The organism is Candidatus Ponderosibacter sp. Uisw_141_02 (genome assembly GCF_048087665.1).
In the GTDB taxonomy this organism is placed as follows: Bacteria; Pseudomonadota; Alphaproteobacteria; order Puniceispirillales; family Puniceispirillaceae; genus UBA3439.
The window spans coordinates 1,371,009-1,383,617 of the sequence record NZ_CP159807.1 but is presented as its reverse complement, the minus strand read 5'-3'; the positions used below and the strand labels follow the sequence as shown (position 1 = coordinate 1,383,617).

Below are 12,609 nucleotides of genomic sequence, written 5' to 3'. Positions count from 1 at the left end.
GACATCGCCATGATATGGTGGCTGGTCTATTTCATGAAAGCCGATGCCGCTGATTGTGAGATCGCGCCAAGTTGTTTAAAGCCAATGACGAAATTTAACTGGTCAACGGCGCTAACATCTCGGTCGGCAACAGGGTCATGTTCATAATTAATGGTGATATATAGACAATCTTGAACACCGCCATTCCAGCTAAGCGCAGCCTTGCTTTTCTTGCGTATGGTCTTGCCATAAGACAGATCCCATAATTGCGTTGCCGAAAATTGCCAGCCACCGATAAGGGATTGGCTATAGCTTGCTGATAATTCCTCACGGTCATCATCACTGCTGGCAAAATAGGCTTTGGCAAGCTGGTTATGGGTCACGCTTAGACTGCCGGTACCAAGTGCCGAGGACAGCGATGTCTTTGATTCATTCAAGTTCAAATCCTTTGATGAAAGCCGTCCCGACCAGCGCAGATTAAGGCTGTTTGCCGGATTTACCGTCAGGCTTGCAACATAGTCGGAATATTTATCCCCCTGATCGGTGTTCAGGCCAGCAGACGTTTTTCCCGACAGGCGGCGACTAACTCCAAAAAAGCCGGACACATCACCGAAAAAATTATCGTTAGTTGTGGCCGATACGCCAATGTCAGCCCGCGTTCCGGGCAAAATATAATCGGTGCCCTGATAGCGGTTCAAAAGGAAAAGATTGGCCTCGTCAATCCGGTAATCACTGGCATCACGATTGGGAATAGCCGATGTCCGGTCTTTACCGCCGATAAAGGCTAGTCGTGCCTGTGGTTCAAAAATTGCGGTGCGGTTTGCCCCTGCCACCGCAATCGGCAATCGCCAACCAACTGAAAGGGCAGGGGTAGCAAAGCTGATATCACCAAGCGATGTTGCCGCGCTGTCTGGCTTGGTGTGGATGCTATAGTAATTGCCGGTGATATTTGCCTCATAATTGGCAATGCCAAGCGGCAGCTCAAAATCTTCTGCCACTTCAAAAATGCCGCTCCAGCGCGCCATATCATGCCCTTGATCATTATCCAATTGCACGGCGCTAAGTTCGGTTCGGAACAACTGGTTTCCGCGCCAGCCTTTTTCGGTTTTTTCATAGAAAATTGACGGCAAAACAGTGGGTTCATTCAAGGTTTTGTCGCTGGCAAGCAATGATTGGCGGTCGGAAGCTTCAACCCTGTAATAGCGGTTATCGATCGTTCTTGTTGCCAAGATTGTTGATTTCAATGAGGTGTCGTCATTGAAACCATAGCGGCGCATGAAGGTGTCTTGGCTTGCCCGGCGCAGATTGGCCCTGATATCCCACCCATTACCAATGCGGCTTGCATAGGTCGCGTAAACGGCACCGACAAGCTCGCGGTTCTTTTTATAGGTTTCAACATTAGCGGTGTAGATAGTGGCGCTCAACTCGGCCCTATCCCATAATTTGCGATAGCGCGATTTTACCCCGAGCCCGCGATACTGATATTTGTGAGTGGTTAATTCTACATCACTTGTTTCATCAATGATCTGATAATAGGGGATCGATGGGGTAAAGCCTAAATCTGAACTGATGATAAAGCTTGGGGTCAAAACGCCCGAACGCCGCCGCACTGTCCAATCAGGATGCGACAGAAATGGCAGATAGCCGACCGGCAGATTCAGCACATTCATACGCATATTATAATGGGTGATGGTTTGGGTTTTTTCATTCCGCACGGATTGACTGGCTTTAATATCCCACAAAGGCCTTTCACCGTTCAAAAAATCACATTTGCATGGGGTGAAACGGCTAGCGTCAAAGATGCCTCTGTCACCGGCAATGCGGTCAGCACGATCGGCCGATATCCACTCGCCATTGGTAAAGTTTGAAATGATGGTTTCGGCAAGGATATGCGAAAATTCGGTATCGATTTCCATCATCGCAGCGTTGGTGACGGTGCCATCGGCATCAATGTGAACAACATTACCGCGGGCAATTGCTTTGTTCTGGTTGCGGTAATAGGTCACTTCATCGGCGCGCAAGGTGTTATTGGCCTGTTTCAATTCAACATTGCCAGTTGCAAAAAGGCTGCCGTCAGCCTGATTCACAACAACATTATCGGCTTCGAACCCAATCGGCTTGTCAGCAGCAAATGCAAAATTGGCCGGTGTTATCAGCACCAGCAAGAACAGCAGGCAACGCAGGCGGCAATTGACAAATAAAAAACCCAAGACACTTAACCCCTATGCCGAGACATTGTTTTGATAATCATAACCTATCGCTAGCCTGTTTTACCGTCTATGTCCATGCCAAGCCGTGTCAAATGCTGCTTGGCGAAGCGCATCCACCTTATTGGCCATTGCGGTGCTGGTAAACGGAAAATCTGCAAAGGCGGTGCTTTGCAATTGATGACGAAACTGATCATCTTTCAAAAGCTTGGCAAAGCCATCACGAAATGTGACAACGGACGGCTCGTCGATGATCAATGCACGGCCTTCGGCCACTTCGGGAATCCCGCCGCGTCTTGTTGTGAGAACAGCGCATCCCGCTGCCAAGGCTTCAACCACAACCTTGCCAAGCGGTTCTTGCCACAAGGATGGGCAGGCGGCAATGGCGGCACGTTCCTGCCAATCACGCACCTGATCCAAGGGAATAAAGCCGGTCATTTCCGCCTGATAGCCGAGTGGCTCGATGGCCTTTGCCACTTTTGTTTCATAGCTATTGGGGGTGGCCTGTTCAAATCTGCGCGCACCGGCAATGACCAACCGCCATTCAGGATAGGATGGCAGAATATCGGCAAGCGCTTGGGCGCATTCCAAAATCCCTTTTTCTGGTACCATGCGGCCAGCAAGAAAGATAATGGCCTCTTTTTGCGGCGGTGTTTTCAACCGACGTTTCACACCGTTTTGTACCACATGAATTTTTGTGGAGAGTTGGCTAGCAGTGTCGAGCCCATCCAGAAAACAACCACGAATGTAATTTGATACACAAATGATTTGAGCAAGCCCGGTCAGCAAATTTTGCCTTTCTCTAATAGTTTTTGCACCTTTCATGCTGCGCGGGTCATTATGCAGGTATAGACTAACTGGGATATCTGGGCGTTTTTTAATAATCTGGGCAGCAACATGGCATCTGCCATGTACTTCAACAAGATCCGGCGCTCGATAGTTTTTAATCTGGTTTAGGTAGGCCAGTACAAAGCCTGTGTTATTGCCATAAAACCATGCCAACTTTGGTTTTAGGCCGCAAAAATTTACATTTGGAAAAGGCATGTCTACATCATTGCCAATCACCCTTATGTGATCATTACGGGCACTTTTTGTAACAAGGTCATTCACTACTGTCGCCACCGCGCCAGCATTTGCCGGTGAAAAAGCTTCTTTGGCAGGCAGTAAAATATCAATGTTCAGGGAATCATCTGCTGTTTTCATGAATTTATTCCAAATGATCGAGCCAAATGATCGGGATAAAAGATTGTGCGCGGTTATAACAGTCTATTGCATCATTTGAACTACACAACAGGTTACTTATTATGGTGTAATAAAAAATGATTTCAAATCCGCTTGCTGATAAGTGACAATCACATATGCTTGAAAAGAGAGATAACCGCCGAATCCTTGTTATCAAACATGGTGCGCTTGGCGATATTGTGCAGGCACTTGACGCTTTTGCAAGCCTTCGCGCTGGCAACCCTCAGGCGCATATCGCGCTGATGACCAGCCCCGGATTCTTATCGTTGGCTAAAATGATGCCTTGGTTTGATGAGGTGATTGCCGATCCGCGGGCTGGGCTATTAAACCTCGCCGCTGCAAGGCGGATTCGTCGGTCTTTTCGTCAAGACTGGTCAGTGATTGTCGATATGCAATGCAGCAGTCGTACCCGAAATTATTTTGCGCATTTCGTACCATCAAACGCGCGCTGGATTGGCACCGCTTCTGGCTGTTCGGATCCGCTCCCTGATTTTACCGGTGTGAATAATCGCGACCGTATGGTCACTACTGCCAAAATGGCAGGCGGTGTTTCGCAAAGCCCGGATATGTCATGGCTTGTCAATGGGGCGGCGCAAACTGACAATCCGGCGGTTATGATTGATAACAAGCAATATGTGGTTCTTATCCCCGGATGCTCATTGGCAAAGCCACAAAAACGATGGCCTGCAGACAGGTTTGCCGCCATTGGCAATGAACTGGCCGCGCGCGGTTTTGAAATTGTGCTTGTTGGTACGGCTGATGATCGTGATGCGGTAAATGCCGTTTTGGCCGCTTCGCCTGATGCGATTGATTTATGCGGGAAAACAAATCTGGCCGGATTAGCGGTATTGCTTGGCGGGGCTGCGTTTGTAATTGGGAATGACACTGGCCCGATGTTTCTGGCCGCCCGAACCGGCGTGCCGAGCCTTATGATCATGGGGCCTGATACTGATCCAACCATGTCAGCCCCGAAAGGGGCAGCGACAAGCTGGCTTCAGGGCGCGCCAATTTCCGAGGTCAGCGCTTTTGCCGCGATTGGTGCGCTCGAATCGCTTGGCCTTAAACCAAACGCCTAAAACGACGATCCGGGCTGGGTCAAAAATTGTTCTTCGTCGCGGCTACTCGGCCTGCCAAGCATAGCATTGCGATGCGGAAATCGTCCAAAACGGGCGATGATATCACGATGTTTCACGGCATATTCATAGATTAAATTCGAGGTGTATTGCTCAAATAACGGCAAAGACATGTCTTGGATGCCAATATCTTCGCTATGCATCATCGGCATAAGCATGAAATGACAATAAGTTGGTTGGGCAGCATCAAGATATTTGCGCTCAGCGCAACGAAGGCTTAAGGCCAGCGCCATTTCATCGCCCGAAAATGCCCGTGCCGAATGGCGAAACATATTGCGGGTAAATTGGTCAAGCGTCACGATAAGCGCAAGACAGCCGTCGGCGTCATTGGCCCAATGGTCAAGCCTTCCGGCAAGCGCTTCAGTGACGGCCTTGCCAAACCGGTCTCGGATGGCAGCGTCAAAATCATCATTTTTTTTGAACCAGAATTCGGGTGTTGTTTCGACAAACCAGAAATTCAAAATATCAGCGGCTGAGGGTGTTTTCCCCATGATCTAAACCTTTCATGCTAAAGGGTGATTTTTAGGATTAGATAACCTTACCCGGGTTCATTAAATTTTTCGGGTCTAAAGCCGCCTTGATTGATTTCATGGTATTGATGATCGCAGCGCTTTTGACCTTGGCAAGCTGGTCACGTTTGACCTGTCCAATGCCATGTTCAGCGCTGATTGACCCGCCATATTTGGTGACGCGCCCATACAGCAATTCAAGCAATTTCGGGGCTTTGGCGTCAAAATCGGGGTCACCGCCAGCGGCCTGAACAAGATTGAAATGCAAATTGCCATCACCAATATGGCCATAGCCACAAATGCGGATTTTAGGATCAATCGCTTTTACGCCAGCAACCATATCAGCGTAAAATGCCGATAAGGCTGATTGCGGCAAGGCCACATCTGAGCGTACCACTTTGCCAGCACGTTTATGTGACTCGGGTGATGATTCGCGAACATCCCATAGGGCATCGCGCTGGGCATCACTACTTGCGATGGTGGCGTCAATGACCAAACCATCCTCAAAGGCGATTTCAAGAACCGATTCCATGATCGACCGGATCGGTGAGCTGCCATTTCCATCAACTTCATTATCGGCTGGATTGGTGCTGCCAATTTCCATCAAAACATTCATGGGGCCAATGTTGGCTAGCGGACGCTGGATATTGGGAAATGACTCAAACAGAACATGCAAAATATCGGCTGGAATCAATTCAAAAGCTTCGACCATACCGCCAGATGCGGCCTGCATGCGATGCAGCAATTCAACCGCCGCATCGACATCACGAATTTCGGCAAAGGCAGTGCTAAGAGCGACAGGTTTTGGAAATAGCCGCATTGTTGCTGCGGTGATGATGCCAAGCGTGCCTTCCGATCCAATAAACAGGTCTTTCAAATCATAACCGGTGTTATCTTTACGAAGCCCGCTTAGCATTTCCAACACTTCGCCGCCCATCAGCACGACTTCGAGACCAAGCGTCAAGGCGCGAGTTGTGCCATAACGAACAACATTCAGCCCGCCTGCATTGGTACCAAGATTGCCGCCAATTGTGCAGCTACCTTTTGCCGCTAGATTCAATGGAAAATACAAACCTGCATTTTCGGCAACATCTTGAAGGTTCTGCAAGATGCAGCCCGCCTCTACCGTCATTGACATATTTTGCGTGTCAATTTCACGAACCTTGTTCATCCGGCGAAGCGACAAGAGGATTGAATTGCCGCTGCTATCAGGCGTTGCCCCGCCCATGAAACCGGTATTACCGCCTTGCGGAACAACGATGATATTATGCTTGCCAGCATAGGCCATGATGGCGGCAACCTGCGCCGTTGTTTCTGGCAGAACAACTGCATGCGCTGACCCGTGAAACCGGTCATGCCAATCAGACAGATAGCTTGCTGTATCGTCGGTGGTTTGCAGCACGGCTTTATCACCAACAAGGCCGATTAGATCATCAATGATATTTGGTTTACGGTCATCCATAAGCTTCACAATTCCTGTCATATTTGTTTGATAGCAACGCTAACATTCCGTGTAATGGCCGGGTTAGCGTGCCAACCAGCAAAATGCCAACCGGTCAAATGCCGCACCCAGATATCTTTTCAAACATCAGACAGGCCTTTATTCAGATTGGTCTTTATTTATAGGTATCTGCGCCCGCCAATGCAAATGCTGTTCAGTGATGAAAGCGTTGTTTTCGGTGAAACAGATTTTTGGGCTAAAAATTGCCTGCATTTAGGGCAAAAATTAAAAAAAACAGCTAGCGCGGTGCGGCGGCGCGGCGAAGCCGGTCATTAATGGCCTCGCCAAGACCGGTATCGGGAATGGGAGCAATAGCAATCTTGGCAATGTTGGCAGCATCAACCGCATGAAGTATCGAGAACAGATTGGCCGCAGCTTCAACCAAATCGGCTGAAGGGCTGAGGTTTAGGGCTAATTTACCTGCCCCGCTGACTGTGCCAAACCCGATTAACTCTTCATCGGCGGTGCTGGTTTTAGCCATCAACCTTACCGCCGCCTTGGGGGCGTAATGACTGGCAAGCTGGCCGGGCGCAAGCGGATTTTCGTGATCGGCCAATGGTTCTGCAATATCAACTCGCGGGTTACAATTTGCCGCGGCCAAAGCTGCGGCCAGAGCATCGCGCGTAATCCCGCCAGGGCGCAACAGGCGGGAAAAATCGCCCGTACAGTCGATAATGGTCGATTCAAGGCCGAATTCGCATGACCCGCCATCAAGCACCAGATCCAGCCTACCATCAAGCCCGTCCAGAACATGTTTGGCGGTGCTAGGGCTAATCCGGCCTGATGGATTGGCGCTTGGCGCAGCAATGGGTTTGCCGAAGGCGTTTAACAGCGATTGCGCGCCGCGATGCGCCGGAACCCGAACCCCAATTTTGCCCAATCCGGCGGTGGTGAGCATGGCCACAGGGCAATCATCATTGCGCTGCAAAATCAATGTCAGAGGGCCAGGCCAGAAAGCATTGGCAAGGGCGGCGGCAATCGGGGTCTTTTGACCAAGCGCAAAAGCGGCATCGGCCGACGCAACATGGCTTATCAATGGATTAAAGGCTGGTCGCTGTTTGGTCGCAAAAATACGCGCAACCGCTGCTGCATTGGTGGCGTCAGCACCAAGCCCATAAACCGTTTCGGTTGGAAAAGCGACAAGCTGTCCTGCCGCAAGAATCGTTACCGCCTTGGCAATGTTCTGATCGGAAATGGCAAGGCAGGCTGTCATGGTACGAAAAGGGGCCTTTGGTTTGCTGGTTTGGCAATGCGCGGCATCATTGCGCCGGATCACGGTGATTGCTATCAAGTGATACAACATGATTGATGGCTCGCCTAGTCGTCAGTTTCGCGCTACCTTATGTGGCGGAAAATAATCGAGTTAGAATTTCCACGATAAGGGCAAGATGTGTTATGTGCGGACGCTTTACCAGCACGGCCACAACAGACGAATTAATGCGCCGCTTTGGTGTTACGATTTTGGAAAACCTGCGCCCGCGCTGGAACATTGCGCCAAGTCAGAATAGTATGGTTCTTGTTCGCGATGGTCTTCATCTTCAGGCCAAAACCGCCGCATGGGGGCTACCGCCGACAGGGCCAAACAAAAGTTTTCTGATCAATGCCCGCATGGAAACAGTGCGGGAAAAACCAACCTTTCGCGATGCTTTTTCACTGTCACGCTGCATTGTGGTGGCAAGCGGTTGGTATGAATGGTCAGCGCCAAAAACACCTTGGCATATTCAGCTATCTGATGGCGGCGTCATGGCGATGGCCGGATTATTATTTCAGCAGGGTTCGCAATCGCGCTTTGTGATTATGACCAGTGCCGCTGATGGCAAGCTGGCCGAAATTCACCATCGCCAGCCGCTTGTGCTTGCTGCCGGTACCGAAACGCAATGGCTTGGCGGCAATGCCGATCAGGCTGCAAAATATTGTGAAATTGCACCGGCTAGCTGGTTTAACTGGTATCGGGTTGCGCCTGATATTGGCAAGGCAGGGATAGATCATCCGGGGCTGGTGACGCCACTTGAAGGTGATGCACTTTTGCCAGCAAAGCCGGATCAGGGCGATTTATTCGGTTAAATTTCGTCGATTGTTGCTTGGCGAACTAGAATGCCGTAAATATGCCAAAGCATCAGCGCGCCCGCGCCGCGATAGGGACGCCATGCCTCACCAAGCGTTTCCAGCATTTCACCATTTGGCCGTTCATTCAATGATTTCAGTCGTTTCATGCCTTCTTGCAAAGCAATGTCATTGGCTGGCCACGCATCCATGTCGCCAAGCGCAAAAAGCCGGAAATTATCGGCCGTCCATGCGCCAATGCCGCGAATTTCAACAAGCCGTTTTTGAACATCCTCGCCGCTCATCTTGGCCAATGAAGCCAGATCAAGACGCCCTGACTGGATTTCATCTGCAATGCCAATCAAATATTCGGCTTTTCGTCGCGACAGGCCGAAAGGCATTAAATCATCTGGTTGTTTGCTGGCGATGATGGGGGCGCTACTTTGGTTTTGGTCTCGCATGCGGGTCCAGATTGCACTGGCGGCAGCGCGCGATATCTGTTGGCCGATTATGGATCGCGCCAAAGTTTCAAAACTGGCGGGAAGCGACCGGTCGGGTGGCGGGCCAAAACGAGACAGCGCAGCGGCTATATCGGCATCGATTGTGGCAAGCTTATCAAGCGCCCCACCTGAAGAGAAAAGTTTTTGCTGCATGATTGTCATAAGCAAAAACTATCAGGCTTCACCAACGCATGCCAGATTTCAATGAGTCGCCGCTGATCATAAATGGCAAGATTTGCACGGCGAAAAAGGATTGCGTTGACGATCATGTCCTGTGATAGGGTCGGCCTTGCAAATTGTGATGACGACCGCCTATCGCTATTCAAATGCGGTTGTGGTGGCGTCCATCCGTTATGTGCAAATGCCAATTTCGGGGATTGTTGGTTATTTTGTTTTCGCCGAAATTATGTCGGCAAGTGAAATTATTGGCGCGCTTGTTATTATTGCTAGCTGTCTTGTGATTGCATGGCGCGAACTTGTGCCTACGCGCGAGATCAATCAACTGGGGATCTAGGGCAAACCCGATGAAGTGCTTGTTCTTTTGCGAAAACCCCGGTAAACCCGCGCGATTGACGGCGTAATATCTTTATCAAAATTGATCTGGGAATAAATTGATGGCTGACCAAAAAACACTTATCCGCATCATGGGCGAAAGCGACATTGTTGATGTAACCATGACTCACAAGGCAGCAAGCCATGCATTGCTGATGGGGCTGGACGCTGCCGATAGGGTCAATCTTCTTGGACATTGGATGGATCAAGATCGCGGCGCTGAATTGGTGGCTGATCAAAATTATCTTGACGCGATTACCATCATTGCCAGTGAGATTATTGCCAGTAAAATCACGGCTAACAGCGCGCTTGCGTCCCAGTTTGAGGCAGGTGCCAATTTTGTGCTAATAACCTTATTGCGCGAAAAATGGCCAGTTGGGTCAAAGGCAAAATTCAAGACCATTGCCGACCGCGTGAAGGCTGATCATACCTATCTTGCGCATATTTGCGCAGCGGCCAAGCTGGATGATCTTGATGATGAAGATTCCTTAAAACAGGAAGAAACCCGCCAATTATCCCTATCGCTTGCTTTTTACAAAGCCAACCGTCGCCGTTTTGCCAATAGCAGTGCGGTTCAAGGGCTGATTAAAGGCTAATCTGGCTTTTGCAATTCAGGTAAAGCCTCGAAAAAAGCCAGCGCTTCGGCATTTGCCAAGGCTTCGGTGTTTTTAATCGCCCGACCATGAATGACATCACGAACGGCAAGTTCGGTTATTTTACCTGAACGCGTGCGCGGAATATCAGGAACAGCGATGATGGCAGCAGGCACATGGCGAGGCGTTGCGCCAGCGCGAATGGCCAGGCAGATGGCGCGCCGCAAATCATCATCAAGATTGGCACCATCGGCCATCCGCACAAACAGGATAACTCTGACATCATCTTGCCAATCCTGACCAATGACCAGCGCTTCGGTGATTGCATCAAATGCTTCGACCTGACGGTAAATTTCGGCCGTGCCAATGCGAACACCGCCCGGGTTTAAGGTGGCGTCAGACCGGCCATGAATGATCATGCCGCCGCGCGCAGTCATGGTGGCCCAATCGCCATGCCGCCATATGCCCTGAAAATGCTCAAAATAAGCAGCTTTGTATTTGCTGCCATCAGGATCATTCCAGAACTTTACCGGCATTGCAGGGAAAGGCGCGGTGCAGCAAAGCTCGCCTTGTTTGCCGATAAGGCTGGTTCCATCTTCGTCCAGAACATCGGTTTTCATGCCAAGGCCGCGGGTTTGAATTTCACCGGCAAAAACCGGTTGAACCGGACAGCCAAGAACAAAACATGACACAATATCGGTGCCACCGGAAATTGAACATAGCTGCAGGTCGGGTTTGATTTTGTCATAAACAAAGGCAAAACCGTCAGATGAGAGCGGCGACCCGGTTGATAATAATGCCCGTAGCGCGCCAAGACGAACCTGATCACGCGGCACATAGCTTGAATTGCGAACAGCATCGATATATTTTGCCGACGTGCCGAAAATGGCAATATTTTCGGTTTCGGCCAGTTCCCACAATCGGGCTGGCCCCGGGTGAAATGGGTTGCCTTCAAACAACACCACTTTTGCCTTGATCGCCAAGGCCGATACAAGCCAATTCCACATCATCCATCCGCAAGTGGTGAAATAGAACATGGCGTCACCCGCGCCCAAATCACCATGAAGGCGATGTTCTTTGATATGCTGGATCAAGGTGCCGCCAACGCCGTGAACAATGCATTTTGGCGCACCGGTTGTGCCGCTTGAATAGAGAATATAAAGCGGATCATTAAAACCAACTCGTACGAAAGCGCTAACCGGTTTGGCGCTTGCAATTGCATCGTCAAAAAGGGTGGTATTGGCGATGGCGCGGCAATCCGGCGCATCGCAAAGATAGGGAAGGATTAAAACTGCCTCAAGCGTTGGCAATTGGGCGGTAAGATCGGCAATCAGCGGCATCCGGTCAATCTTTTTGCCTCCGTAAAGATAGCCATCGCAGGCCATTAACAGCTTTGGTTCAATTTGGCCAAACCGATCAACCGCACCAGCTAATCCGAAATCGGGCGAACAGCTGGAATAGACTGCGCCAATGGTTGCGCTTGCTAGCATCGTGATCACTGCTTCGGCCGCATTTGGCGTGTAGGCGGCAACGCGGTCACCTTGGCCAACTCCCTTGGCACGCATCCAGCCGGCAAGCGCCATAACTTTTTGTTTCAGCTCGGCACGGCTAAGCGCGAGATGACGGCCATCTTCGCCATAGGCGCTGATCGCAGGGCGGTCATCAGCCTCGGCCAAAAGATTTTCGGCAAAATTGATTTTGGCATCGGGAAAAAACTGGGCACCGGGCATCGCGGTTTCATCGATCAGGATGCGTGATCCCATATCGCCAATCATGCCATGCCATTGCCACAGGCTTTGCCAGAAATCAGGCATTGAATCGATTGACCATTGCCATAAGGCTTGGAAATCACCGCCCCAGTCAAAGCCATGATTGGCAGCGATAAACCGCCCGAAATCTTGCAATTGTGCCTGTTCGATCGCCTCGTCTGTTGGTTGCCAAAGACAGGTGCCAAGCGCGGTTGATTGCGGCGATGATGAAGGTTGTTCGGCCATTGATGAAACCCAAGAAAAAAGACAATGATCACGGCAAATGATCACATTGGTGATGCGCCCGAAATTTCGGGTTAGGCCTCAGCTTATCGTGACCGGTTGCATGGCGCAATGATTGCCGCAGTTTGATGCGGTATAGACGCCAGACGCTATGCTAGACGATACGCCAAACTGAAGAGCGCAAAAAGTAACGGCGTAAAATTATCGGCGCGAAACTATCGGCGCGAATGGATGGCCGCGAAAGGATGGGCGCGTTTGCCTTTGCTCTGGAATATTGGATGCCTCATGCCGGCTGCCATGTCTTAAAAAAACGCCGCAATAGCAGTCAAATGGCAATCTATAATTGTTTTTCCTGATTG

General features: G+C 50.3%; 11 protein-coding genes. 4 read left to right on the top strand and 7 right to left on the bottom strand.

Annotated features, from left to right (window positions below):
* Positions 1–26: 26 nt before the first annotated feature.
* On the bottom strand, positions 27–2,189 hold the full coding sequence (locus ABXT40_RS07030) for an LPS-assembly protein LptD (protein WP_443644915.1): 2,163 nt from the start codon (positions 2,187–2,189) through the stop codon (positions 27–29).
* 60 nt (positions 2,190–2,249) lie between these two features.
* Entirely contained in the window at positions 2,250–3,389 is a 1,140-nt protein-coding gene (locus ABXT40_RS07025) for a glycosyltransferase family 4 protein (protein WP_443644914.1), read from the bottom strand.
* 155 nt (positions 3,390–3,544) lie between these two features.
* Between ABXT40_RS07025 and ABXT40_RS07020 the strand changes: the two genes are divergently transcribed.
* Positions 3,545–4,504, top strand: coding sequence for a glycosyltransferase family 9 protein (locus tag ABXT40_RS07020; RefSeq protein WP_443644913.1), 960 nt, complete (start codon positions 3,545–3,547; stop codon positions 4,502–4,504).
* Here ABXT40_RS07020 and ABXT40_RS07015 read toward each other — a convergent pair.
* The 3 genes from ABXT40_RS07015 to ABXT40_RS07005 form a co-directional block, all read right to left on the bottom strand.
* Positions 4,501–5,052 (bottom strand): DUF924 family protein, encoded by a 552-nt coding sequence (locus tag ABXT40_RS07015; protein WP_443644912.1) that lies wholly within the window; start codon positions 5,050–5,052, stop codon positions 4,501–4,503. The genes ABXT40_RS07020 and ABXT40_RS07015 overlap by 4 nt on opposite strands.
* Before the next feature lie 37 nt (positions 5,053–5,089).
* Complete coding sequence (locus ABXT40_RS07010; RefSeq protein ID WP_443644911.1) at positions 5,090–6,532, bottom strand: FAD-binding oxidoreductase; 1,443 nt, start codon at positions 6,530–6,532, stop codon at positions 5,090–5,092.
* Positions 6,533–6,809: 277 nt separating this feature from the next.
* Positions 6,810–7,874 carry an L-threonylcarbamoyladenylate synthase gene (locus ABXT40_RS07005; RefSeq protein ID WP_443644910.1) on the bottom strand — a complete coding sequence of 355 codons (1,065 nt, stop codon included), beginning with the start codon at positions 7,872–7,874 and terminating at the stop codon, positions 6,810–6,812.
* Positions 7,875–7,966: 92 nt separating this feature from the next.
* On the opposite strand from ABXT40_RS07005, the gene ABXT40_RS07000 reads away from it, so the two are divergent.
* Positions 7,967–8,635, top strand: coding sequence for an SOS response-associated peptidase (locus ABXT40_RS07000; RefSeq protein ID WP_443644909.1), 669 nt, complete (start codon positions 7,967–7,969; stop codon positions 8,633–8,635).
* On the opposite strand, the gene ABXT40_RS06995 is transcribed toward ABXT40_RS07000, so the two are convergent.
* Positions 8,632–9,267: a DNA-3-methyladenine glycosylase family protein gene (locus ABXT40_RS06995; protein WP_443644908.1), complete on the bottom strand. Its 636-nt coding sequence runs from the start codon at positions 9,265–9,267 to the stop codon at positions 8,632–8,634. The genes ABXT40_RS07000 and ABXT40_RS06995 overlap by 4 nt on opposite strands.
* Before the next feature lie 148 nt (positions 9,268–9,415).
* On the opposite strand from ABXT40_RS06995, the gene ABXT40_RS06990 reads away from it, so the two are divergent.
* Both ABXT40_RS06990 and ABXT40_RS06985 read left to right on the top strand, forming a co-directional pair.
* A complete protein-coding gene (locus tag ABXT40_RS06990; RefSeq protein WP_443644907.1) occupies positions 9,416–9,628 on the top strand; it encodes a hypothetical protein in 213 nt (70 codons plus the stop codon).
* A 100-nt stretch (positions 9,629–9,728) separates the two neighbouring features.
* The gene (locus ABXT40_RS06985; protein WP_443644906.1) at positions 9,729–10,262 is read left to right on the top strand and encodes a hypothetical protein; all 534 of its coding nucleotides are present in this window, start codon (positions 9,729–9,731) and stop codon (positions 10,260–10,262) included.
* Here the strand turns inward: ABXT40_RS06985 and ABXT40_RS06980 are convergent.
* Complete coding sequence (locus tag ABXT40_RS06980) at positions 10,259–12,253, bottom strand: acetoacetate--CoA ligase (RefSeq protein ID WP_443644905.1); 1,995 nt, start codon at positions 12,251–12,253, stop codon at positions 10,259–10,261. The two genes, ABXT40_RS06985 and ABXT40_RS06980, sit on opposite strands and share 4 nt — an antisense overlap.
* Positions 12,254–12,609 lie beyond the last annotated feature (356 nt).

What these genes read in the sequence shown, in the direction of transcription:
- ABXT40_RS07025 (WP_443644914.1), bottom strand. Translation starts at nt 3,389, where the DNA reads ATGAAAACAGCAGATGATTCCCTGAACATTGATATTTTACTGCCTGCC.
- ABXT40_RS07020 (WP_443644913.1), top strand. Translation starts at nt 3,545, where the DNA reads ATGCTTGAAAAGAGAGATAACCGCCGAATCCTTGTTATCAAACATGGT.
- ABXT40_RS07015 (WP_443644912.1), bottom strand. Translation starts at nt 5,052, where the DNA reads ATGGGGAAAACACCCTCAGCCGCTGATATTTTGAATTTCTGGTTTGTC.
- ABXT40_RS07010 (WP_443644911.1), bottom strand. Translation starts at nt 6,532, where the DNA reads ATGGATGACCGTAAACCAAATATCATTGATGATCTAATCGGCCTTGTT.
- ABXT40_RS07005 (WP_443644910.1), bottom strand. Translation starts at nt 7,874, where the DNA reads ATGTTGTATCACTTGATAGCAATCACCGTGATCCGGCGCAATGATGCC.
- ABXT40_RS07000 (WP_443644909.1), top strand. Translation starts at nt 7,967, where the DNA reads ATGTGCGGACGCTTTACCAGCACGGCCACAACAGACGAATTAATGCGC.
- ABXT40_RS06995 (WP_443644908.1), bottom strand. Translation starts at nt 9,267, where the DNA reads ATGCAGCAAAAACTTTTCTCTTCAGGTGGGGCGCTTGATAAGCTTGCC.
- ABXT40_RS06990 (WP_443644907.1), top strand. Translation starts at nt 9,416, where the DNA reads ATGACGACCGCCTATCGCTATTCAAATGCGGTTGTGGTGGCGTCCATC.
- ABXT40_RS06985 (WP_443644906.1), top strand. Translation starts at nt 9,729, where the DNA reads ATGGCTGACCAAAAAACACTTATCCGCATCATGGGCGAAAGCGACATT.
- ABXT40_RS06980 (WP_443644905.1), bottom strand. Translation starts at nt 12,253, where the DNA reads ATGGCCGAACAACCTTCATCATCGCCGCAATCAACCGCGCTTGGCACC.